Source organism: Moritella sp. (assembly GCF_033791185.1).
Taxonomy (GTDB): Bacteria; Pseudomonadota; Gammaproteobacteria; order Enterobacterales; family Moritellaceae; genus Moritella.
The window spans coordinates 1-22030 of sequence record NZ_JASJHF010000008.1; the positions used below are offsets into that span (position 1 = coordinate 1).

The 22030-nt window shown below is 41.5% G+C and carries 22 protein-coding genes and 1 pseudogene; 4 read left to right on the top strand and 19 right to left on the bottom strand.

The window, feature by feature from the left end; all coding sequences use genetic code 11:
• A pseudogene (locus tag QNK26_RS00340) lies at window positions 1-455 on the bottom strand (isocitrate lyase); the annotation flags it as partial.
• Window positions 456-749: 294 nt separating this feature from the next.
• Between QNK26_RS00340 and QNK26_RS00345 the strand changes: the two are divergent.
• A complete protein-coding gene (locus QNK26_RS00345; RefSeq protein ID WP_319220262.1) occupies window positions 750-1694 on the top strand; it encodes a LysR family transcriptional regulator in 945 nt (314 codons plus the stop codon).
• Window positions 1695-1729: 35 nt separating this feature from the next.
• Here QNK26_RS00345 and QNK26_RS00350 read toward each other — a convergent pair whose 3' ends face one another.
• From QNK26_RS00350 to QNK26_RS00385, 8 genes are all read right to left on the bottom strand, one after another.
• Window positions 1730-2395 carry an NAD(P)H-binding protein gene (locus QNK26_RS00350; protein WP_319220264.1) on the bottom strand — a complete coding sequence of 222 codons (666 nt, stop codon included), beginning with the start codon at window positions 2393-2395 and terminating at the stop codon, window positions 1730-1732.
• 33 nt (window positions 2396-2428) lie between these two features.
• On the bottom strand, window positions 2429-2953 hold the full coding sequence (locus QNK26_RS00355; protein WP_319220266.1) for a DUF2937 family protein: 525 nt from the start codon (window positions 2951-2953) through the stop codon (window positions 2429-2431).
• Window positions 2954-3031: 78 nt separating this feature from the next.
• Window positions 3032-3478: a Holliday junction resolvase RuvX gene (gene ruvX / locus QNK26_RS00360; protein WP_017220155.1), complete on the bottom strand. Its 447-nt coding sequence runs from the start codon at window positions 3476-3478 to the stop codon at window positions 3032-3034.
• A gap of 25 nt (window positions 3479-3503) precedes the next feature.
• Window positions 3504-4085 (bottom strand): YqgE/AlgH family protein, encoded by a 582-nt coding sequence (locus QNK26_RS00365; protein ID WP_319220268.1) that lies wholly within the window; start codon window positions 4083-4085, stop codon window positions 3504-3506.
• A gap of 114 nt (window positions 4086-4199) precedes the next feature.
• Window positions 4200-5153: a glutathione synthase gene (gene gshB, locus QNK26_RS00370; protein ID WP_319220270.1), complete on the bottom strand. Its 954-nt coding sequence runs from the start codon at window positions 5151-5153 to the stop codon at window positions 4200-4202.
• 10 nt (window positions 5154-5163) lie between these two features.
• Entirely contained in the window at window positions 5164-5895 is a 732-nt protein-coding gene (gene rsmE / locus QNK26_RS00375; RefSeq protein ID WP_319220272.1) for a 16S rRNA (uracil(1498)-N(3))-methyltransferase, read from the bottom strand.
• Between the two features lie 157 nt (window positions 5896-6052).
• Complete coding sequence (locus QNK26_RS00380) at window positions 6053-7342, bottom strand: alpha/beta fold hydrolase (RefSeq protein WP_319220274.1); 1290 nt, start codon at window positions 7340-7342, stop codon at window positions 6053-6055.
• A gap of 174 nt (window positions 7343-7516) precedes the next feature.
• Window positions 7517-8923: an MATE family efflux transporter gene (locus QNK26_RS00385; protein ID WP_319220276.1), complete on the bottom strand. Its 1407-nt coding sequence runs from the start codon at window positions 8921-8923 to the stop codon at window positions 7517-7519.
• A 337-nt stretch (window positions 8924-9260) separates the two neighbouring features.
• Between QNK26_RS00385 and QNK26_RS00390 the strand changes: the two genes are divergently transcribed.
• Window positions 9261-9488 (top strand): DUF4160 domain-containing protein, encoded by a 228-nt coding sequence (locus QNK26_RS00390; RefSeq protein ID WP_319220278.1) that lies wholly within the window; start codon window positions 9261-9263, stop codon window positions 9486-9488.
• 69 nt (window positions 9489-9557) lie between these two features.
• Here QNK26_RS00390 and QNK26_RS00395 read toward each other — a convergent pair whose 3' ends face one another.
• From QNK26_RS00395 to metK, 4 genes are all read right to left on the bottom strand, one after another.
• The gene (locus QNK26_RS00395) at window positions 9558-10316 is read right to left on the bottom strand and encodes an endonuclease (RefSeq protein WP_319220280.1); all 759 of its coding nucleotides are present in this window, start codon (window positions 10314-10316) and stop codon (window positions 9558-9560) included.
• Between the two features lie 240 nt (window positions 10317-10556).
• Window positions 10557-10787 (bottom strand): hypothetical protein, encoded by a 231-nt coding sequence (locus QNK26_RS00400; protein ID WP_319220282.1) that lies wholly within the window; start codon window positions 10785-10787, stop codon window positions 10557-10559.
• Between the two features lie 151 nt (window positions 10788-10938).
• The gene (locus QNK26_RS00405) at window positions 10939-11454 is read right to left on the bottom strand and encodes a SprT family zinc-dependent metalloprotease (RefSeq protein ID WP_319220284.1); all 516 of its coding nucleotides are present in this window, start codon (window positions 11452-11454) and stop codon (window positions 10939-10941) included.
• 125 nt (window positions 11455-11579) lie between these two features.
• On the bottom strand, window positions 11580-12731 hold the full coding sequence (metK, locus tag QNK26_RS00410; protein WP_319220286.1) for a methionine adenosyltransferase: 1152 nt from the start codon (window positions 12729-12731) through the stop codon (window positions 11580-11582).
• A gap of 322 nt (window positions 12732-13053) precedes the next feature.
• Here metK and QNK26_RS00415 point away from each other — a divergent pair, with 322 nt between their 5' ends.
• A complete protein-coding gene (locus QNK26_RS00415) occupies window positions 13054-13590 on the top strand; it encodes a YfaZ family outer membrane protein (RefSeq protein ID WP_319220290.1) in 537 nt (178 codons plus the stop codon).
• A gap of 122 nt (window positions 13591-13712) precedes the next feature.
• Here the strand turns inward: QNK26_RS00415 and clcA are convergent, their stop codons facing one another.
• Window positions 13713-15098: a H(+)/Cl(-) exchange transporter ClcA gene (gene clcA / locus QNK26_RS00420; RefSeq protein ID WP_319220291.1), complete on the bottom strand. Its 1386-nt coding sequence runs from the start codon at window positions 15096-15098 to the stop codon at window positions 13713-13715.
• Between the two features lie 386 nt (window positions 15099-15484).
• Here clcA and tkt point away from each other — a divergent pair, with 386 nt between their 5' ends.
• On the top strand, window positions 15485-17473 hold the full coding sequence (tkt, locus tag QNK26_RS00425) for a transketolase (RefSeq protein ID WP_319220292.1): 1989 nt from the start codon (window positions 15485-15487) through the stop codon (window positions 17471-17473).
• 160 nt (window positions 17474-17633) lie between these two features.
• On the opposite strand, the gene panD is transcribed toward tkt, so the two are convergent.
• The 5 genes from panD to pcnB all read right to left on the bottom strand — a co-directional run bounded on the left by panD (window position 17634) and on the right by pcnB (window position 21882).
• A complete protein-coding gene (gene panD / locus QNK26_RS00430; protein ID WP_101060654.1) occupies window positions 17634-18014 on the bottom strand; it encodes an aspartate 1-decarboxylase in 381 nt (126 codons plus the stop codon).
• 122 nt (window positions 18015-18136) lie between these two features.
• On the bottom strand, window positions 18137-18988 hold the full coding sequence (gene panC, locus QNK26_RS00435) for a pantoate--beta-alanine ligase (RefSeq protein ID WP_319220293.1): 852 nt from the start codon (window positions 18986-18988) through the stop codon (window positions 18137-18139).
• 103 nt (window positions 18989-19091) lie between these two features.
• Window positions 19092-19886 (bottom strand): 3-methyl-2-oxobutanoate hydroxymethyltransferase, encoded by a 795-nt coding sequence (gene panB, locus QNK26_RS00440; RefSeq protein WP_319220294.1) that lies wholly within the window; start codon window positions 19884-19886, stop codon window positions 19092-19094.
• Between the two features lie 18 nt (window positions 19887-19904).
• Window positions 19905-20420 (bottom strand): 2-amino-4-hydroxy-6-hydroxymethyldihydropteridine diphosphokinase, encoded by a 516-nt coding sequence (gene folK / locus QNK26_RS00445; RefSeq protein ID WP_319220311.1) that lies wholly within the window; start codon window positions 20418-20420, stop codon window positions 19905-19907.
• Between the two features lies 1 nt (window position 20421).
• A complete protein-coding gene (gene pcnB / locus QNK26_RS00450) occupies window positions 20422-21882 on the bottom strand; it encodes a polynucleotide adenylyltransferase PcnB (RefSeq protein ID WP_319220295.1) in 1461 nt (486 codons plus the stop codon).
• Window positions 21883-22030 lie beyond the last annotated feature (148 nt).

The window sequence follows — 22030 nt, forward strand, 5'->3', positions numbered from 1 at the left end:
TCACGGAAGAAACCGCCTAGTTCACGTGCATCTGCTTGACGTAGGAAAGTGTATAGTTCTTCGATTAGATCTGAAACAGATGTTTTTTCATGCATTGATTGGTCTGGTAGTGGACCAAACTCAGAGCGTAATGCAGCAACCATCCAACCTGAAAGGTAAAGGTAACGACGGTCAGTATTGTTTTCAAAATGTTTCTTAATAGAAATCATTTTTTGTTGACCGATAAAACCATGCCAGCAACCTAAAGACTGCGTGTACAATGACGAATCATTATCGTAGTTTTCCATATCAGCACGCATAATATCTGCTGTGTATTGCGCAATTTCAATCCCGGTTTTAAAACGGTTTTGAGCTCGCATACGCGCCGCATATTCTGGGTTAATTGCAGCCCATTTAGAACCTTGTTCAGCTTTCAGTGTAGCAACCGAATCGATATCAGTGTTGTATGTTGACATAGCAAATCCCTTACAGTTATCAAATGATGATTAATTAAATTGAAACGCAGCGACTAAAGCCTTTTATTCGTTTGCGTTTTGATGAGTTAATATTAAACGTTCAATGGATATTTAGTTAGTTTATAATTTCTATAGTCATCATTCACAACGTGAATGATATTGACTGTTAATTTAGCTTATTTATGGTGTATTCTGGTGATAATGGTTATTTATGGACAAGATTAACCTAATAAAAGTTGCTATATCATTGAGCTAAGCTTGTTTTATTAATATTTTATGGTGGGTATTTATTTTATGAATATATCAGGGATTGATCTTAATCTATTGATTTACTTCGATGTTTTACTTAGGGAGAAGAATGTAACTCGCGCGGCGAGTATGCTTAATATTACCCAGCCTGCTATGAGCAATGGTTTACGTCGCTTACGCACCTTACTTGATGATCCTGTTTTAGTGCGTACCTCTGATGGCATGACCCCGACTGAAAAGGCACGTAAATTGGCGCCAGTGATCAGAAAAGTACTGTTAGAACTCGAGGAAGCCTTACAAGAAGAAAAAGAATTTGATCAAAGCAGCCAGCGTGTCTTTCGGATAATGGCCAGTGATTATGCTGAATCAACGCTGATACCGCGCCTGCTGAGCAAATTAAGTAAAGTCGCCCCCAACATGACCGTTGATATTATGACGCCATCTGATGTGACCTTCCATGATGTAGAGGAAGGTAAGATTGATATGGCGATCAACCGTTTTGATGAATTACCCCAGTCGTTTTATCAAAAAACCCTCTGGCATGATTCGTTCACCTGCATGATGAATGCGGATAGCCCGATCGTAAATAAATTTAATTTGAATCATTATTTAGCATCAAAACATGTGTGGGTATCTAAAACCGGTTTTGGTGTTGGCGTCGGCATGAACCCGCATGATGTACAGAAGTTAGGTTGGGTTGATGAAGCGCTTAATCGCTTAGGCAAGAAACGGGATATCAAGGTATTTACCCGTAACTATAATGTGGCGATGCAACTGGCGCTGCAAGATGAATTGATTGCTACATTACCGACTCAAGCGGCACTCATTCATAGAAATAACAGTGACTATACTTTGCTCGAACCACCATTTCCGATCCCCAAAATTGAATTGAAGATGATCTGGAGTCCGTTATTACACCATGATGCTAGCCACATTTGGTTCCGCCAGTTAGTGCTTGAAGCGGCTACTGAACTGCGTGCAGACAATTAAGTTGGTATTGATGAAGGCATCGTATTAATAAGGCTTCAGTACTGTTGGATCTCTAAGCTACTGATCACGTGATGACCACTTGTTACTTGCTGACCCAGTTGATACATAGCATTAGCAAGTTGGTCGATGGCAATCGGCTTTTGCTGCTTTAATAGAGTTAGCGGCAACAGAGATAATATTGCTAGTGGATAATAAGCGACGGCTTCCATTAATCTAAATTGCTCTCGTTTACCGTGTAACAGCGTTGGTTGATACAGAAATAATGCTGCGAGCGGTAACTGACGTAATAATTGCTCTGTTTCACCTTTCGTTTGTAAATAACTACTTACCGATTTAGCATTCGCACCAACAGCGCTGATAACATGCAATTGCGCGTTAGTATGATTTGCTACCCAAGCTCCAAAGTTAACAATATAGTCTTTATCTACTTGTCTAAATGCGGCCAATGACCCTGCTTTTTTGCGTGTAGTACCAAGGCAACAGTAAGCACAATCAATTTCAGTTGCACTATCCACGGTAATGGCTAAATCATTAAAATTACCTAAATCGAGGGTGATCTCAGTCACTTTATCGAGGTGTTTAAAAGACGTTGGTCGATAATGTACGACATAGATATTCTCAACTGCCGTATCATTGAGTAACTGCTGCATGAGTTGGTTACCTGTTGCGCCTGTGGCACCAACAATGATGACGTTCTTCATAATAATTCCTTAATTGATGCTTTTACAACGCCATTAAATAGGCTTATTAACTTTAATATGTGAGCGTAAAAAAACCAGTGATAGCAATTTTAAACTTAACAACCAAAGTAGATTCAAGCTTACACCACCAATCAAGCCGGTCAGTAATGCAGCTTGGCTCAACGGTATACCAGGGGTGAACAGTGATAAGGTATTCTCAGCTAACTTGCTGTCTACACGCGTCATAAAATAATGCAATTTATTCACATAACTACCCTCGGTTAGGATCGCTAAATCAACCGCTAATCCAGGCACTGATTGTTGTAAGGTGAATACTTGCTTACCCACTTGCTGAACTGCAGGCGCTGGACTGGCATTAAAATCGTTAATCAGCGTAGTGAGCTGACCATTAAAATTAGTATCGGCAATTAATTGAAATTGTTGTAGCTGGGTTTGCTGGGCGAGGTAATAACCGGAAAGCTGCTGACTGTAATGATCAATAAATTGCGGGAGTTGCATAAATAACATGACGCCAACAGTGAATAATAGGCGTTGTAATAAACCGTGAATAAACGTCATGCTGTGCAACTCCTTGGCAATGATCCTATTTACAAGTACGGTAAGCACTTATAAATGGCTATAACTATCTATAAATGTTTATAACTCTGCGCCGTATTGCGATTCCATCCAGCCTTCCAAAATGACCATGGCTGAGGCACTATCAATTGCGCCTTTTTGCAGGGCTTTAAAACCACCTTCTTCAAATAAACGCGCTTTGGCATCTTTAGTGGTGAGGCGTTCGTCATGCATTTCTGTTTTGACATTAAACCGGCCAGTTAGGCGATTGGCAAACTTAATCGCCCGCTTGGTGATCTCTTGTTCGGTACCATCCATGTTGAGTGGTTTACCGACGATAACCAGATCGGGTTGCCATTCTTTAATTTGTTGCTCGATTAAATCCCAATCTGGAATACCATCATTGGCTTTAAAAGCTACAAGCGGGCGGGCTGTGCCAGTGATCTCTTGGCCAACAGCAATACCAATACTTTTTGTTCCAAAATCAAAACCAAGTAAGGTTCTTTGTCCGCTTTCTGCATTACTCATATTCTTCTCCGTAGGCCCCTTTATGTTAAGAGTGTCCTACCTGACTAGATAATTGGCTGACGTCGATACCTATTTTTTGTACCGCCTGTTCCCAGCGTTGGTGTACAGGTACTTTAAATAAGATATTTTTGTCAGCGTTAATAGTTAACCAACTGTTGTCGGCAATTTCTTGTTCTAACTGCCCTTTACTCCAACCTGAATAACCTAACGCGACAATATAATTGTCTGGTTGTTTGTTGGTGCCAAGTGTTGCTAATACATCCAATGATGAGGTGATCATTAATTCATCATTAATTTGTAAACTAGAGCTAAAACCAGGGTAGGCAGTATGCAATACAAAACCACGATCTTCTGAGACAGGACCACCTTTGAATACCGGATCATTGATAACCGTTTTGGTATCGGTTGTAGACGCCGTTTCATCATCCAAGTCAGCTTCGACTGTTTGTGATAATAATTCGTCGATAGAAATATTGACGGGAAGATTGATGATGATACCCATCGCACCTTCGTTATTATGTTCACAGATATAGATAACTGAGCGCTCGAAAATGCCATCTTTCATACTCGGCATTGCGATAAGGAAGTGATCTTGCAAAGAGTCCATAGGCCTGTCTTTTATTGTTAGCTGTGAGTTTATTATGGCAGAAAACCATAGCTTAAGCGGTGGCTGTAACCATTAAGCTATGATTTATTATTTTATTTCAGATCGGCAGATAAATTAGTCTTTGTTTAAACGCGCTTCAATCGCATCCATCAACATGCCTGTAACGCTAACATCATAAGCCGCTTCGATTTCACGGATACATGTAGGGCTAGTTACGTTGATTTCAGTTAGCTTGTCGCCAATAACGTCTAGACCAACAAAGATCAGGCCTTTTTCTTTTAATTTAGGACCCAATGCTTTCGCAATTTTCCAATCACTTTCAGACAGTGGACGTGCTTCACCACGGCCGCCAGCGGCGATATTACCGCGTGTTTCACCACTTGCAGGGATACGGGCTAGGCAATATGGTACCGGTTCACCATCAATTACGAGGATGCGTTTGTCGCCATCTTTGATATCAGGAATGAATTTTTGTGCCATGCAGTAACGCGTTTCATGTTCAGTCAGTGTTTCGATGATCACACTTACGTTTTTATCTTGTTCGTTCAGACGGAAAATTGATGCGCCGCCCATGCCATCTAATGGCTTTAAGATCACATCTTTGTGTTCGTTATGGAATGCACGTAATTTGTCTTTACGACGTGTTACTAGGGTTGTTGGCGTGAATTCGCTAAACCATGCCGTGTACAGTTTTTCATTGGCATCACGTAGGCTTTGTGGTTTGTTAACGATTAACGTGCCTTCGTCTTCAGCGCGTTCCAGCATGTAAGTAGCATAAACAAATTCAGTATCGAACGGTGGATCTTTACGCATTAATACCACGTCTAAATCTGAAATTAGGTGATTAGTTTCTTCACCTAGTTCGTACCAGTTAGCTGGATCTTGTTGTACTTTCAATGAACGAGACGCAGCATATGCACGGCCTTCAAGCATAAATAGGTCTTGCATTTCCATGTAGAAAAGTTCGTAACCACGGTTTTGCGCTTCCATTAACATTGCAAAGCTAGAATCTTTTTTAATGTTGATGTCTGCAATGGGATCCATCACGATGCCAAGTTTAATTGTCATATTCTTTATCCTATCCTAAATCGCCAAAGCGGCATTGTAGTGCGGTGATCGCCGTTAATGCTGCTGTTTCTGTTCGTAATACTCGAGGACCTAATAGCGTTTCTTCAAAGTTAAATTGTTCCGTCATACTGATTTCATCCGCAGATAAACCGCCTTCAGGACCAATTAACAAACGCACGCCATTGGTCGGCTCGGGTAAAGTGTTAATGCTGTATTTTGCGCGTGGGTGCAGGTTCAATTTAAGTTCTGTTGTTTGTTCTGCTGCCCAGTCTTTTAATTGTTTTGGTGCTAATACTTGTGGCACGAAGTTACGGCCACTTTGTTCGCAGGCAGAAATGACAATTTTTTGCCATTGCTGTACTTTTTTCTCTAAACGTTCGCCAGATAACTTAACACCACAACGCTCACTAAACAGTGGCGTGATCGTTGTTACACCCAGTTCGACCGATTTTTGAATGGTGAAATCCATTTTTTCACCACGCGAGATCGCTTGACCAAGGTGGATTTTTAATGGTGATTCACTGTTAATATCTTGGAATTCGTCAATATGAACTGTCACTGATTTTTTTGTGGTTTGTTCAATTGTGGCTTGGTATTGGCCACCTTTACCGTTAAATAAAGTTAGCGTATCACCGGTTGTCATGCGTAATACACGACCAACGTGGCCTGCGCCGTCTGGTGATAATTCAAAGCTAGAACCTACGATTAGTTCGCCGGATTCGAAGATGCGAGGATGACGCATGCTGGTTACCTTTATTTAAATATGTAGTTAATAAAATGATTATACCCACTTTTTTAATTGGCCGAGTAAATTTATCGGTTAGTCTTTCAAATAGTTGGTTAATCAGTACAGAATCATGAGTTAATTACGCGTTTTATCAAGCTGTAGCTATCAAGGTTTAGCGTAGTTGTAAGCCGCTATTAAGGTCGATTAATTTGCTCAACACCTTGTCACCGTCCATACGAATACCGTTGTGTTCGAACTCTGACGTTAACCAGTATTTTAGCTTGTTCACGCGTGCGGCCGTTTCTAAGCTGTATTGCATTTCCACATACATGTCTTCGCTATAGATAGCTGTAGCCACCGGTACTTGGTTGTTTTTAAGTACCTCAAGGTCGTAAAGATCTGACCAATCTTGTTTTTCAGCTAACAGTTGCGCTGCTGATTGCAGTGGTTTTAAGTTATTAAATTGTTCGAACATCCACGGATAAATCATTTCACCAGTGAATAAGAATGGCTTACCGGCCTTATAATTAAATTGATCATAATCAGCGCGAACATGATGTGCCGCCCAATTTGATGCTTGCTGCTGGCAGTAGATAGATTCGTGCAGCACGGCAAAGATCGGGTTAGTATTGAAATCAAGAAACTGACAGAACTGTGCCAAGAATAGTGGATTAACTTGTGCGCCTGTAGGCGTAGTGATAAGCGCCTGTTCAAGTAGGTAATAAACTGCTTCTGGGCCTTCTTCCATGCCAATGTTAACACCAAGTAGTTGCAACATTTCAACGGTAAGTTTCTCACCTGTAGCTAGGTAAGTATCGTGTTCGCTAATATGCTTGGCTAATGCAGTAATAAGGTCTTGCGCGTCGCTAAAACGGCTAAAGAAGTCATTATTTTTTGCCAATACACGTTTATAGGTGGCTTGATAAACCTCCTCAGCAGGACGTGTTAGAGAGGGTAATCCTCCAGTAACAAAGGCTTGCGTTAGTCCTTCTGGCGCAGCAGTTAGATAACGTAATACACAGAAACCACCGAAGCTTTGGCCGATGATGCTCCAGGTATTAAACGGTGATAATTGTGCGCGGATAGCTTCTGCATCACGGACAATATTATCAGCGCGGAAATGGGTGAGGTAGTTGGCTTGTTCACTTGGCGTTAAGTGACCAAGACTGACTGAACTGATTGGCGATGATAGCCCTGTACCACGCTGATCTAACAGCAATACCCGATATTCTTGCAATGCACGTTTGATCCAGCCGCCATTGGCCATCGGACGCACAGCGCCAAAACCTGGACCACCTTGAAAATAAACCAAATACGGCAGGTCTTGATCTTGCTTATCTGGGGCGACAAGCTCACGTACAAATACGTCAATCGTGTCACCGTCAGGTTTGTTGTAATCAAGTGGCAAGGTGAATGTGTGCTTTTGTGCAGCTAAGCCGCTTAATGTCAGATCAATTTTCATGTTAGTCCTTTGGGGCGAGGTGATGATATAGGACATTGTAACTGTAAAATGGATAAAAAGTGTGTAGATGATGAGAGTGTGATTTTATATCAGCGTATCCTTCAGAAAGGATATTAGAGGTTATTCTGGAGGTAAGCGTTCGCAGGTCCACAGAAGATATGGACCCGCTGATATTTAATGTACCAGAGCCGCTGCCAGATCATGGTTGGTGGCTATTGATTTACTACGTTTTTTAATCACATAAATCAAACGTATAAACAAGAGAAATGCGCCAAGTGTTAAGCCTGTAATGATCGCGATCCAAAAACCACTTTCGCCACGCGCTGGCCCAATAATATCTGTCATACTCAACATCACGCCTAACGGTAAAGCAACACCCCAATAAGCCATGCATGCTAAGAACATCGGTACTTTGGTATCTTTATAACCGCGTAATGCACCACTAATGGATGTTTGCAGTGCGTCACTCATTTGGTAAGCCGCGGTGTAGGCAAGTAGCGTTGTTGCCGTTGCTGCAATCATAGGATCTTTGGTATAGATACTGGTTATCAATTCGGGGAAAAATAAAAATGCACTCGAAGCAACCAATGAGATTAAGATGGCATTAATAATACCCACTTTGGTTTTTAATATTGCAGCAGCTTCATCACCACGACCAAGTGCATAACCGACACGGATAGTGATACCAAATGCGAGACTCATTGGGATCACATAGGTCATGCTCGAAATGCTTAAGGCAATTTGTGCCGCGGCAATATTAGCAGCACCTAATCGGCCAATTAATAAAGCGATAACCGCAAAGATGCTGCCACTGATCGCAATATTAATTCCAATCGGTAACCCCAGTTTTAACAATGACCAAACTTGCGCTAGTTTAGGGCTAAAATCGATATTTTGGAAAATATGCTTATAATCTGCATGGCGTTTTATATATATAAATAACATCAATGACATGAGCCAATAAACAATGCTGGTGGCAAAGCCACTACCGACAGCACCTAACGCAGGAACCCCTAATTTTCCGTAAATGAGAATATAATTAATTGGCACGTTAATGAATAAACCAATAATTGAAAATACCATGGGCGCTTTAGTGTTGTTCATCCCTTCACAGAAGGCATTAAGGGTGTAAAATAACGCGATCCCCGGTACGCCATAAGTAAGGGCGATAGCATAATCACTTGCTACGGGTATGACCTCTTTTGCCACATTAATGGACGTTAAGATCACTTCTCCGAAATTAAGGTAAATAATAAGCATGATACTACTGGCGAGTACTATCCATAGCATTTGTACCAGTTCGGTAGCGATTTGCGTGTGTTTATTAGCGCCGCGATGAAAAGCTGTTATGGGTGTGAGTGCCATGATTAACCCACGTAATAGCAGCAATGCAGGTAGCCATAAACTTGTGCCGAGGGCTATTGCGGCAAGATCTACAGGACTAACACGACCGGCCATTACAGTATCGGCAAAGCCCATCGCTTGTGTTGCAAGCTGGGTGATCATGATAGGAACGGATAGTTTTAACAGGACGCTTGATTCGTTTGAGAAGCGAGATAATAACGTATTATTTTTTGACATTTTTTTATATAACACCAATACAAATACTAGAGTGAAGGCAGGATAGCTAAGTTAGTATTTAATAGGGTGAACCATTTAATCGGCAGTATAATCCTCTTTACTAAACACTGCTATGTTTAACTCTTTTTAGTTACAATCTGTAAGCCTAAATTAGCGTTTTCAGAAGTTTATATGGAACTGCATAGAGCGTACTTACTATGAGTAAATTCTGTTTTTATCGGTAGTAAATATCGACTGTCTAGGCACAAATTTTTGCGATGTTTTTATTTGTGCTCTTTATTTTTATGATGAATTATTGATAATCACTAAAAATCAGGTGTTATATTAAAGGTAAGTAATGGTATCGAGTACGATATTTCTTGGTCTTTCGACTCAAGTCGGTCATCCAAATAAAGTTAAAACACCGCATGTATTAGCGCAATATAAAGAAAGAAACTGCCGTGTTGCGATTGCCGACGGCAGTGTCATCAGTGGTGTAATACCCTTTAAGCAGTTATATGAATTACAACAATGGATTGGTGTTAACTACCACAGATTACAGCTAGAATGGAATAATCTAACTTAAGTATAGGTCTACAAAGCAATAATTTAATATTGGCGATGTAGACCGTATTACCTCATTAATTTCTGCTTCTTACCATAATCCACGATCTAAACAGGCGGACTTAACCACACGGTTTTCGTTACCTTGTAAGCTTTCAATTAACTGAGTGCGTCGACATTCGCTGCTTGTCACTGGGTATTGCTTATCCCAGGCTTGTAACTCTCGTTTCTGTCTACCTATTTTGTATTCAGGGTAAGCTGATTCCATATACAGATACGCGCGAGCTATTTCACCTTTGGCATAGTTTGGTGGCTGTACGGTTTTATTGTTAATTTTGATGGGACAGCTGCCGAATTGGTTCTTCTCGGCTGATACCTGAGATGCGAAGTTGTAGTTACTGCGTAGGGCGTTCACCGCACCAATGGCAGGGTAGAGATTGTACATATCTGCTTGCATATAACGGTAAGGGATATTGAGTTTTTCGGCGCAACGGCGGCCTTTAAAGCTTTTTCCTTTACTGTTTACACAGGCATTATCACCTTCACGCCATTCTTTAAAATTACGCCCGAAGTTCTCCGCTGGCACCACATGCTCCCATTCCACTTTCGCCTGACGTTTTACATGCTTTGTTGAGCTAAAACCATTGTGATCAGTGATCTTCTTCTTACTATTAAAATCGGCCTGACAATAAATAGTCAGTTTGGGCACTTGAGTGTAAACCTCTCGCTCGAGCATTTTTTTGGCTTTATTAAAAGATTGGTTAGTTTGATTACCGCCGTCAGAAGCATTAGAGAAGGAAGGGAATAATAATGAGGTTGATATAACTATAATACTGAGTTGTTTTAACATTACAGACTGCTCCAATGTAATAATGCAATATTGTAGCACAGCTAAAACAAGACGATATAATCAATCACTTAAGGTGAGTTGGCGATAGACGGTTTAATTTAAGAGAGGTATATAAAGAAGATAGAAATAAGTAACACGAGGCAAGCAATAGCTGGTTTTGCTAAGATATCAACATCGAGGTAAAAAACAGAGATAAAAAAGAGCAGAAGGTAATTACTGCTCTTTAGATATCGAGGTGGACTAGTTTGCGCGAGAAGCGGCGTAACGCACTGCGATATCAGAGTCTAATAACATTGTTTCTTTTAATACACCGGACTTTGCCATGAAAATACGTTGAGAGATTGATAAAGCACTAAGGTCAAGATTTCGAGCGATCTGCTCTGCTTGATCTTTGTTACGCTTTAAAACTGCTGTTATCAGTTTTTCCATTTCATAATCGGTTGATTTCGCAGTGTCTAACGTGTGAGTCATAACCTAATTTCCTAATCACAATGGTATGTATAAAGTTATTTTATCTGATGAATTTAGATAAATACACCTATATAAACTAATTTTTTAGATTATTATCAAACAAGTTGTCAGCTTTGTGGGCTTGAGTTAACTTATTGTTATTAAATATTATTTAATATTTTACGATTAAACTTTGTTTGCAAAAACGACAAGTATATTTTATATTATCACGGACAATTTTATTATGGCGACGAATTGTTAGTTGATGCTCTGTACATTGGCAAATATAAGTAAAGGTTTTGCCTTTCACACTCGAGACGTCATAGCTGTGTGTCGTGTTGGCTGTGAGTTCAAAGATTTGATTCATGATTTGCTGCCACTCTTTACCGTGGGGCTTAGTACGACCATAAAGTTGGTAAGTTAATAGATGAGCAACCTCATGCGGGACTGTATGCATTATAAAGTGTTGCTGGTTTTCTTGTAATAAAATAGGATTAAAGCGCAACTCATTGCTTTGTAATCTGGCGCTACCGGCGGCTTTACCACGTTGATTGAAGTTGATAATTGGACGGGAGAAGGTTCGGTCTAAGCGTTGTTCGGCTTGCTGATAACAGGCAGTGATTTTATCTAATACTAATGTTTCTAACATTTTGGGTGTTAGGCTTGCTTGGTGTAAGTCGTCAGACATGATCGATATCTATAAAAAAGGCGCTTTGGTTAAATTACCAAAAGCGCCTGTTACTATCAACTGTCAATGAACTATATCAACTAGCAACGATTAATTAGTCACTATTAGCTTAACGCTAATGTCGATTAAAGACCTGCTGCATCACGTAGGATGTCAGCTTTATCTGTTGCTTCCCAAGAGAATTCGCTGCGACCGAAGTGACCATAAGCCGCTGTATTTTGGTAAATAGGGCGTTTAAGATCAAGCATTTCGATTAGACCGTATGGGCGTAGTTCGAAATGTTCGCGAACAAGTTTAATCAGTAGTTCTTCACTTACTTTACCGGTACCGAATGTTTCAATAGAGATTGATGTTGGTTCAGCAACACCGATTGCGTAAGAAACTTGGATTTCACAACGATCAGCTAGGCCAGCCGCGACAATGTTTTTCGCTACATAACGTGCTGCGTATGCTGCACTACGATCCACTTTTGATGGATCTTTACCAGAGAATGCACCGCCGCCGTGACGAGCCATGCCGCCGTATGTATCAACGATAATCTTACGACCCGTTAAACCACAGTCACCTACTGGACCACCAATAACAAAACGACCGGTTGGGTTAATGAAGAACTTAGTGTCTTTGTTTAACCATTGTTCAGGTAGTACTGGCTTGATGATTGTTTCCATCACTGCTTCAACTAGGTCTGCTTGTTTGATATCTTCAGAATGCTGAGTTGAAAGTACAACTGCATCGATGCCAACAATTTTACCGTCATCATAAGCAAATGTGATTTGGCTTTTTGCATCAGGGCGTAACCAAGGAAGTGTACCGCTTTTACGTACTTCAGCTTGGCGTTTAACCAATTTGTGCGAGTAAGTAATAGGTGCAGGCATTAACTCTTCAGTTTCATTGTTTGCATAACCAAACATTAAACCTTGGTCGCCAGCGCCTTGCTCTAGTGGATCTTCACGGTCAACACCTTGATTGATGTCTGGAGATTGCTTACCGATTGTGTTTAATACAGCGCAAGAGTCAGCATCAAAACCCATTTCTGAGTTGATGTAACCGATTTCACGTACTGTTTTACGGGTGATCTCTTCGATATCAACCCAAGCGTCAGTTGTCACTTCACCGCCAACCATAACCATACCGGTTTTAACATAAGTCTCACAGGCTACGCGTGCTTTAGGGTCTTGAGCGATGATTGCATCAAGTACAGCATCGGATATTTGGTCTGCAATTTTATCAGGATGACCTTCTGATACTGACTCAGAGGTAAACAAGTGTTTAGCCATGGTTTTAATTCTCTCTTAATTTAAACACAATCGACGTAATGTACGTTCATATGTGTAGAAGTTTTAACATCTAGACGGCTATTCTAAACCACTTTACAGCTATTAAGATAGTCCTAGGTCATATTAATTTTGTAAATAGCTTTAAAATTATCATTCTCGATGGATTTTTATTTATGTATATATGTAATAAATAGCCAATATGCAGTAGCATAGTACGAAAGTATTAAAAGTATGAAGTGACGAGCATTTTTCAACTGAAAATAATTATCCGTTTACTATCATTACATGTAATTACCACTCATTTGCCATTGGGAATAATAAAGTGTCATTGAAAAAATCATTAGTTATCACTGCCGGATTACTTGCTAGCTTTAGCTGCGCAGCATCAAACATCTCACTTGCTTTCGATAACGATAATATCGTTTTGGGCTATGACATTGAAATGCAAGAAGCGCTTAAGTTAAAAGGTGATTATCTACAGACTATCGACAATGGTTATACAGTAGATACTGGTCTTTATGCGTTTCAAGATGCGGGTGCAACATTTTTTGAACTCGGCGCTAAAGCCATGAGAATGGATAACGACAATGGTGATGGTTATGCATTAGCATTTGGTGGTTTAGGTGGCTTACGTTTGACTGAAGAGTTTAGCTTAGAAGCGGAATTCCATTACAGTCCAGAAATTCTCGCATTTGGTGATACAGAGAATTATACACAGTGGGTTGCGCGTGCTAGCTATGCGGTAATGCCTACAGCACATTTCTTTGTTGAATATAATCACACAACTGTGACATACGACAAAATGCCCGATGAGCGTCTAACAGCGGATGTATTATTTGGTTTAGCGTGGATCTTCTAAGCGCGAGCAGAACTTAATATTATTGTAAATTAAAGCATCCTTTATTGGATGCTTTAATTTTTTAAGCGTAATATTTTAAAGTAATAATGACTTAATTTGAAAACGTGTCATGTTATTATTTTCTACTTATTGTGTTGCGTTAATTCTTTATTTTCCCGCAATGATAATTTCAGCAATTCAGAATAAAGTGGTTTACCACCCAATGCCTGTGCAATAAATGTCGCGCCTAGGCAGGTCATCAGCAAAGGTAAAATAAGCGCATAGTTATCTGTCATCTCAACCACTAATACGATACCAGTTACTGGTGCTCGGACGGTGGCTGCAAATAATGCCCCCATACCAGCAACTGCATATACCGCAGGCTCTGCGACGAAGCCAGGAAATAAATCGGCAGCAATCACGCCATAGGCTAAACCAAATAAAGTACCCAGCGTGAGCATAGGAGTAAATACACCGCCTGGTGCGCCTGAAGCAAAACAAGCGATAGTGCCGAATAAACGTACTAGGAATAATGCGACGAGTAGCAGCCAGGTTAGCGGGTCCTGAATAATTGTGGTAATTAACTCAATACCACTGCCTGCGGTATCCGGCGCAATAATTTGCATGAGGGTAAATACCCCGCCAAATGCCATACCTGTCATTACTATACGACTGAGCTTTTCATCTTGTCGCTGTTTTAGATATTTGGTGCTGCTTAAAATCCAGCGGTTGAAATTCACCCCGATGACACCAAAAATCGTGCCCAACAGCAGAAATAGCCAAAGCGAAGTGAGCGGTGGCACGGTAAATTTGGGGATGTGCATAACCGCTTGTTGCCCATGAAATGAGCGCATTACAATAGTTGCAACTGCTGCTGCTAACGTCACACATTTTATCGATGTGATATTATAACGAAACTGTGGGCGCATCTCTTCAATGACAAATAATATCCCCGCAAGTGGTGCATTAAATGCTGCTGCCAGACCTGCTGAGGCGCCTGCCGCGGTTAAAATATGTGTTGCATGTGCATAGCGTTTGGCTGTATCTGAAAACATACGTCCGATCGCGCCACCGATTTGAATTGATGGGCCTTCGCGGCCTAGCACCATGCCTGAGCCTATGGCTAGCGTTCCGGCAATAAACTTAATGGGTAAAACACGGCGCCAGCGAATGTCATAGATACCATCGAGCGCGCCTTCGATATGAGGGATACCGCTACCGCCAGTCTCCGGAGCAAAACGGTGGGTGAGCCAGAAGGCAAACCCAACCATAACCGCCCCTACTAACATCATCAGCATAATATTTATTGCAGAGGGAAATGTAAGTTGTTCAAAAAATTGCATGCGGTGATCATTAACCCACAAGATAGAACCTTCAAACAAGGCAATAATCAGACCCGTTAAAGCACCTACCCCCGCAGAAAGGGCAAGTAAGACGATATAGTCATGTTTGGTTGAGAGTGATTTTGGGCTGGTGCGGTGTTTAAGAAGACCACCTTGAAAAAATCTAAAATTGGGTGATTTAGCCATGCGTATTAGCTACCTGAGCAAGTGATGTAAGTGCAATGAAGTCATTTTAATTCGTAGAGAATAAATGCGAAAACAGTATAACGAATAAACAGCTTTGATAGTATTCCTTTTTGGTTAGGCGATATATTATTTTTTGGGGTGAATAAAATAATATTTATGCGTGATGTTCACATTATTGTGAACATCACAGCATATTTCGATTCATTTGAGTGTTAAGGTACTTTCACTCGAAAGGTACTCTGGTTGACTCAGGGTGTAAATACATCATTGAGAACGGAAAATCCGATAAACATAAATAAAGTAAAAAAAGTTGTTATACATAAGATCGTTTTATGACAATATAACAACTTAAAAGTATTTTAAATTAACTTCAGCAGGAGCAAAATATGCCATCTCGTCAAGAGCTAGCGAACGCGATTCGTGCCCTTAGTATGGACGCAGTTCAACAAGCAAATTCAGGCCATCCAGGCGCACCAATGGGCATGGCAGATATTGCCGAAGTATTATGGCGCAAGAATCTTAACCATAATCCAGCAAATCCAAATTGGGTTGATCGTGATCGCTTTATTCTTTCTAACGGTCATGGTTCAATGCTAATTTACTCACTGTTACATTTAACAGGTTATGCATTACCAATCGAAGAATTGAAAAACTTCCGTCAACTGCATTCTAAGACCCCTGGTCACCCTGAATACGGTTACGCACCTGGTATCGAAACAACAACTGGTCCTCTAGGCCAAGGTATCACTAACGCTGTTGGTATGGCGATTGCTGAAAAAACATTAGCAGCACAGTTCAACAAACCTGAACATGAAGTTGTTGATCACTTCACTTATTCTTTCCTAGGCGATGGTTGCCTAATGGAAGGTATCTCACACGAAGCATGTTCACTTGCTGGCACATTAGGCCTAGGCAAGCTTGTTGCATTCTGGGATGACAACGGTATTTCAATTGACGGTGAAGTAGACGGCTGGTTCACAGACGATACTGTGAAACGTTTTGAAGCTTACGGTTGGCATGTTGTTTCTGTAGACGGTCATAACCCTGCAGAAATCCAAGCGGCAATTGATGCATCTAAAGCTGAAACATCACGTCCAAGTCTTATCTGTTGTAAAACAGTCATTGGCTTTGGTTCACCAAACAAAGAAGGTACGCATGACTGTCATGGTGCTCCTCTAGGTGACGCAGAAATCATTGCAACACGTGAAAAATTAGGTTGGAAACACCCTGCATTCGAAATCCCTGCAGATATCTATTCTGAATGGGATGCTAATGAAGCTGGCGCACAAGCTGAAGCTGCATGGAATGAAAAATTTGCTGCATATGAAGCGGCATATCCTGAACTAGCTGCAGAATACGCACGTCGTACTTCTGGTCAATTACCAGCTGATTGGGAAGCTAAAACGTCTAGCTACATCAAACAGCTACAAGCTGACTCTGCAAAAGTAGCAACACGTAAAGCATCACAAAACTGTATCGAAGAGTTCGGTACATTATTACCTGAACTACTAGGTGGCTCAGCTGATTTAGCACCATCTAACTTAACTATGTGGTCTGGTACTAAAGCAATCACTGCTGATGACGCATCAGGTAACTACTTACACTATGGTGTTCGTGAGTTCGGTATGACTGCAATCATCAACGGTATGTCTCTACACGGTGGCTTCACGGCTTACGGTGCTACATTCCTAATGTTCATGGAATATGCGCGTAACGCAATGCGTATGGCTGCATTGATGAAAGTGCAAAACATCCAAGTTTATACACATGATTCAATCGGTTTAGGTGAAGATGGTCCAACTCACCAACCTGTAGAACAAATTGCTAGTTTACGTATGACACCAAACATGAGCGCATGGCGTCCATGTGATTCAGTTGAATCAGCAGTTGCTTGGAAACATGCAATTGAACGTAAAGATGGTCCTACTGCACTTATCTTCAGCCGCCAAGGTCTAGCACCTATGCCGCGTGATGAAGCACAATTAGCAAACGTTGCTAAAGGTGGTTACACGCTAGTTGATTGTGATGGCAAACCAGAGCTTATCCTTATCGCTACTGGTTCTGAAGTTGAACTTTGTACTAAAGCAGCAGCAGAGCTTACAGCGAAAGGCCGTAAGGTTCGCGTTGTATCTATGCCTGCTACAGACGTATTTGACAAGCAAGACGCTGCGTACCGTGAATCTGTTTTACCGTCAGACGTTGTTAAACGCGTTGCAGTTGAAGCGGGTATTGCTGACTTCTGGCACAAATACACTGGCTTTAACGGTGCTATCATCGGCATGACTACATTCGGCGAATCAGCTCCTGCTGAGCAACTGTTTGAAATGTTCGGTTTCACTGTTGCTAACGTAATCGCAACGGCTGAATCACTGTAATTTAAGCACTGTGTGTTGATTGAATTAGCACACAGATTTAATGCATTACGGTAAAGACAAAAAAGAGCGCTATGCGCTCTTTTTTTTACCTGCTATTAAATTACAGGCATAAAAAAGCCAGCTTAACGCTGGCTTTTATTATTCCGTATCGGATTGCTAACTACGCAACCTGTACTGGAATGTCGTTACTTGTGCGAACAATATCATTCACTTGGTCAAGATAAACCAGTGAAGGCTTGTGTTGTTTCGCTGCTTCATTGTCCATACGCACATACGCACAGATAATGATGCGGTCGCCTACTGCGGCTTTACGTGCTGCAGCACCGTTCACAGAAATGATTTTCGAACCGCGTTCGCCTGCGATAGCGTAAGTTGAAAAGCGCTCACCATTATCAATGTTGTAGATATCGATTGCTTCATATTCTAGGATCCCTGATGCATCAAGCATGTCTTGATCGATGGCACATGAACCTTCATAGTTTAATTCGGCATGTGTAACACGCGCTTGGTGTAACTTACCTTTTAGCATTGTGGTTTGCATTGTTCTAAAACCCATTCCATTAATAGTTTATGACTATATACTGTACAAAAAAAATACCGTACAAAATATGTACCGATGACCATAGTAGCGTATTTGTTTAATTAGCGCAATTGCGCTAATTGTTAGCTTAGTTTAATCACTTTATTATCGATCAAACGGGCTTTACCTAAAAATGCCGCCATTAAAATAACCGCTTGCTGGCTGGCTTCAGTGAGCGTCGTTAAAGTATCAGCATCAACAATATCAATAGCATCGGTGTTGAAACCAGCTGCATTCAGTTGTGCTGTCGCGTGTGCTACTAAGGTTTGATTCGCCGTCGCGTCAATAGAAACTTGAGCTGCAACCGCTTGCATTACCTCTGCCAGTAATGGTGCGACAGCGCGCTCTTCGTCAGTTAACAGGCCATTACGAGAGCTCATGGCTAAACCAGACTCTTCACGTACAGTCGGTACGCCAACGATCTGAATTGGCATTGCAAGATCGGCCACCATATGGCGAATTAACGCCAATTGCTGGAAATCTTTCTCACCAAATAATGCGACGTCAGGTTGTACTAAATTAAATAATTTAGCCACGATAGTCGATACACCATTAAAATGACCTGGACGGTGTGCACCCTCAAGCACTTCGGAAATACCTGGTACTTGAATAAAGGTTTGTGACGCTAAACCGTGTGGGTATATCAGCTCAGGACTTGGCGTGAAGACTAAATCGGTATCAACACTTTGCAGTGCACGACAATCTTCGTTTAAGGTGCGTGGATAAGCAGCTAAATCGGCAGCTTGGTTAAACTGCATTGGATTAACAAAGATACTGACGACCACACGGTCTGCGTATTTTTGCGCTTCTTTAACCAGCGTTAAATGACCATCATGTAAGTTACCCATGGTCGGCACAAATGCGGTAGATAGACCTTGGCGACGCCAAGCGATAACTTGCTCTCTAAGCACGTCAATATTTGCAATAATATCCATATATGAATTACCTAATAAAATGGGTAGTGTAAGTTGAAAAAGGGGCGGGCAGATTTAACTATTTGCTTATCGCCGCCTTTATCAATTTATGCGCTCATGTCATTTATGAGAACATGTGTTCATCGGCAGGGAACGTTTGTGTGGCAACTTCATCGATATAGGCGTTAACAGCGTTACGCATATCACCTGTTTCAGCTAAAAAGTTTTTCGAGAATTTAGGCACAAAGCCTTTCGAAATGCCGAATGCATCATGCATTACTAAGATTTGACCATCGGTATCGCGACCTGCGCCAATGCCAATCACTGGGATTGTTAAGGCTTCAGAAATACGTTTTGCTAGTGGTGCTGGGATACACTCTACTACTAACAGTTGGATGCCAGCGGCTTGTAATGATAGTGCGTGTTCAACCATTTCATCGGCTTTATCTTGCGCGCGGCCCTGTACTTTAAAACCACCAAATACATGTACTGATTGCGGTGTTAAGCCAAGGTGACCACACACTGGAATACCGCGCTCAGTTAACGCCGCGACACTTTCAACTAACCATTCACCGCCCTCTACTTTAACCATATTGGCACCGGCTTGCATTAGCGTGGTGGCATTGGTTAAGGTTTGTTCTTTAGTGGCATAACTCATGAATGGCATATCAGCGATAACTAACGCCTTCGTTGCACCAGCGCGTACACAGCGGGTATGATAAGCAATATCTGTAACGGTAACAGGTAGCGTATCATTGTGGCCTTGTAATACCATGCCCATCGAGTCACCAACTAATAATACTGGTACCCCGACTTCGTCAAATAATGCAGCAAAACTCGCATCATAAGCAGTAATACTGGCAAATTTTTGGCCTGCTTCTTTCATCTTAAGCAGTTTAGATACGGTAACTTTACTCATTGGAAATCCTTCTTCACATTACTCTATGTTTTGATAAATAGCTAAGTCGTTACGAGGACAGCCCTCAAGTAACGTCGACAATGCTTGGCCACAAGGCAATTGCAATTGTGGTGCTATTTCTGCTAATGGATAAAGTACGAATTCACGTTCTTTCATGCCGTAATGTGGCACTGTCAAACGTGGCGTACTCATAATGTCATCACCGTATAGTAAAATATCTAAATCGAGGGTTCTTGCCCCCCAATGCTCTTTACGTACACGGCCTTGTTCATTCTCAATATGCTGTAGCGCATCAAGCAATGCAAGCGGCGCCAAGCAAGTATCAATACAGGCAACGGCATTAATATAATCAGGTTGCTCTTGAGGTCCCATCGGTTTACTCGCGTAAAGAGAGGATACCGCTACCAAGTGACTCTGGATTAATGTTTGTAGCGCAACGATAGCTTCTTGTGCTTGTGCGACTGGATCGGCAAGGTTGCTGCCAATCGCCACATAACAACGGGTATAACTTGAGTTGTTATTATTTTCAAGCATATTACTCACTCGTTTCACCTGCCGGTTTTTTCTTTTTCACGCGACGTGGGCGTGTTTTTTTACCTGCAGGAGCATTTAGTTCTTTAATTAACGTCTGGCGGCCAGTGGCATTAGCACTTTGGTAATCGCGCCACCATTGTGTTACCTCAACTAAATCGCCACCTTGGATCTCAGCGCGCATTTCTAAGAAATCAAAACCCGCTCGGAATTTTAAGTGCTCGAAAGCTTTTTCTGCTCGTTTACCTTGACGACGTGGTAAGCGGCTTTGTAAATGCCAGATATCACGGATTGTTGAGGTAAAGCGACGTGGGATGGCAATGCTCTTAGTTTGTGAATCTAGCGCGTCATTCATCGCTAATAACAAGGCATCATTGTAATTAAGACCACTGTCAATCACACGTTCTTCAGCTAACGCTTCTAGTGGATACCATAACATAGCGGCATATAAATAAGCCGGTGTTACACGCTTACCAGCATTAATCCGGTTGTCGGTATTTTCGAGTGCAATCTCGATGAACTTATCACCGTTACTTGAACCGTCTTCATTCAGATATTTACTGACTAGCGGGAATAATGGTTGGAATAAACCATATTCTTTCATCAATTTGTACGTCGCTAAGCCTTGACCATTTAAAAACAGTTTTAAGGTTTCTTCAAATAAACGCGCTGATGGAATGCTTTGTAACAAGCTTGCTAGTTGCTTGATTGGCGCTGCAGCTTCTGGGCTAATTTGCATGTCTAATTTAGCCGCAAAACGTACTGCACGTAACATACGTACAGGGTCTTCACGGTAACGGGTTTCAGGGTCGCCAATTAAACGCAGTTGCTTGCTTTGTAAATCGGCAAGGCCGCCAGCATAGTCATACACTGCACGGTCAGCAATGTTGTAATAAAGCGCATTAACGGTAAAGTCACGGCGTTCCGCATCTTCGCAGATAGTACCGTAGACGTTGTCGCGCAATAACATACCGCCATCAGACTGTTTTGACGTTTGTTGGTTTTCTTCTTCAACGTGATGACCACGGAAGGTTGCTACTTCAATCATGTCTCGGCCAAATAGGATGTGAGCAAGACGGAAACGGCGGCCAACTAAGCGACAGTTATGGAATAATTTTTTGATTTGTTCTGGTTCAGCATTAGTCGCAATATCGAAATCTTTTGGCTCTTGACCAATAAAAATATCACGAACGCCACCACCAACAAGATACGCTTGGTAACCTGATTTGTGTAAACGATAGAGTACTTTTAGGGCGTTCTCACTAATTAAATTATGGTTTACTGGGTGTTGGCCCTTTTCCAATTTCAGCTCATGTAATCCTAGATTCTGTGTGTCTGGTAACACAACTGGTGCAGGAGCAGGAGCCGCAGCCTTAGTAGAACGAGTCTTTTCAGGTGCTTTTTGACTCTGTGCATCACGATCTTCGCGTATCTTTGACGCTGCTGCAGAAGTGGTTTCTTGCACATCTGGCGTTTGATCTATCTGCTTTCTGCTCAGTATATTTTTACAGAATTTAGTGATTTGAGTGAAAATGGTACACCTCGAATTAATATTAAAATAGGTTGAATTATTTGTGCCGCCATATAATAGCGCTGCACTGGTAAAATGACAA

What these genes read in the sequence shown, in the direction of transcription:
- metK (WP_319220286.1), bottom strand. Translation starts at nt 12,731, where the DNA reads ATGGCTAAACACTTGTTTACCTCTGAGTCAGTATCAGAAGGTCATCCT.
- QNK26_RS00365 (WP_319220268.1), bottom strand. Translation starts at nt 4,085, where the DNA reads ATGGACTCTTTGCAAGATCACTTCCTTATCGCAATGCCGAGTATGAAA.
- QNK26_RS00390 (WP_319220278.1), top strand. Translation starts at nt 9,261, where the DNA reads ATGGTATCGAGTACGATATTTCTTGGTCTTTCGACTCAAGTCGGTCAT.
- ruvX (WP_017220155.1), bottom strand. Translation starts at nt 3,478, where the DNA reads ATGAGTAATGCAGAAAGCGGACAAAGAACCTTACTTGGTTTTGATTTT.
- QNK26_RS00405 (WP_319220284.1), bottom strand. Translation starts at nt 11,454, where the DNA reads ATGTCTGACGACTTACACCAAGCAAGCCTAACACCCAAAATGTTAGAA.
- gshB (WP_319220270.1), bottom strand. Translation starts at nt 5,153, where the DNA reads ATGACAATTAAACTTGGCATCGTGATGGATCCCATTGCAGACATCAAC.
- panC (WP_319220293.1), bottom strand. Translation starts at nt 18,988, where the DNA reads ATGGATATTATTGCAAATATTGACGTGCTTAGAGAGCAAGTTATCGCT.
- tkt (WP_319220292.1), top strand. Translation starts at nt 15,485, where the DNA reads ATGCCATCTCGTCAAGAGCTAGCGAACGCGATTCGTGCCCTTAGTATG.
- clcA (WP_319220291.1), bottom strand. Translation starts at nt 15,098, where the DNA reads ATGGCTAAATCACCCAATTTTAGATTTTTTCAAGGTGGTCTTCTTAAA.
- QNK26_RS00350 (WP_319220264.1), bottom strand. Translation starts at nt 2,395, where the DNA reads ATGAAGAACGTCATCATTGTTGGTGCCACAGGCGCAACAGGTAACCAA.
- QNK26_RS00345 (WP_319220262.1), top strand. Translation starts at nt 750, where the DNA reads ATGAATATATCAGGGATTGATCTTAATCTATTGATTTACTTCGATGTT.
- QNK26_RS00385 (WP_319220276.1), bottom strand. Translation starts at nt 8,923, where the DNA reads ATGTCAAAAAATAATACGTTATTATCTCGCTTCTCAAACGAATCAAGC.
- QNK26_RS00380 (WP_319220274.1), bottom strand. Translation starts at nt 7,342, where the DNA reads ATGAAAATTGATCTGACATTAAGCGGCTTAGCTGCACAAAAGCACACA.
- panB (WP_319220294.1), bottom strand. Translation starts at nt 19,886, where the DNA reads ATGAGTAAAGTTACCGTATCTAAACTGCTTAAGATGAAAGAAGCAGGC.
- QNK26_RS00395 (WP_319220280.1), bottom strand. Translation starts at nt 10,316, where the DNA reads ATGTTAAAACAACTCAGTATTATAGTTATATCAACCTCATTATTATTC.
- rsmE (WP_319220272.1), bottom strand. Translation starts at nt 5,895, where the DNA reads ATGCGTCATCCTCGCATCTTCGAATCCGGCGAACTAATCGTAGGTTCT.
- QNK26_RS00355 (WP_319220266.1), bottom strand. Translation starts at nt 2,953, where the DNA reads ATGACGTTTATTCACGGTTTATTACAACGCCTATTATTCACTGTTGGC.
- panD (WP_101060654.1), bottom strand. Translation starts at nt 18,014, where the DNA reads ATGCAAACCACAATGCTAAAAGGTAAGTTACACCAAGCGCGTGTTACA.
- QNK26_RS00400 (WP_319220282.1), bottom strand. Translation starts at nt 10,787, where the DNA reads ATGACTCACACGTTAGACACTGCGAAATCAACCGATTATGAAATGGAA.
- folK (WP_319220311.1), bottom strand. Translation starts at nt 20,420, where the DNA reads ATGCTTGAAAATAATAACAACTCAAGTTATACCCGTTGTTATGTGGCG.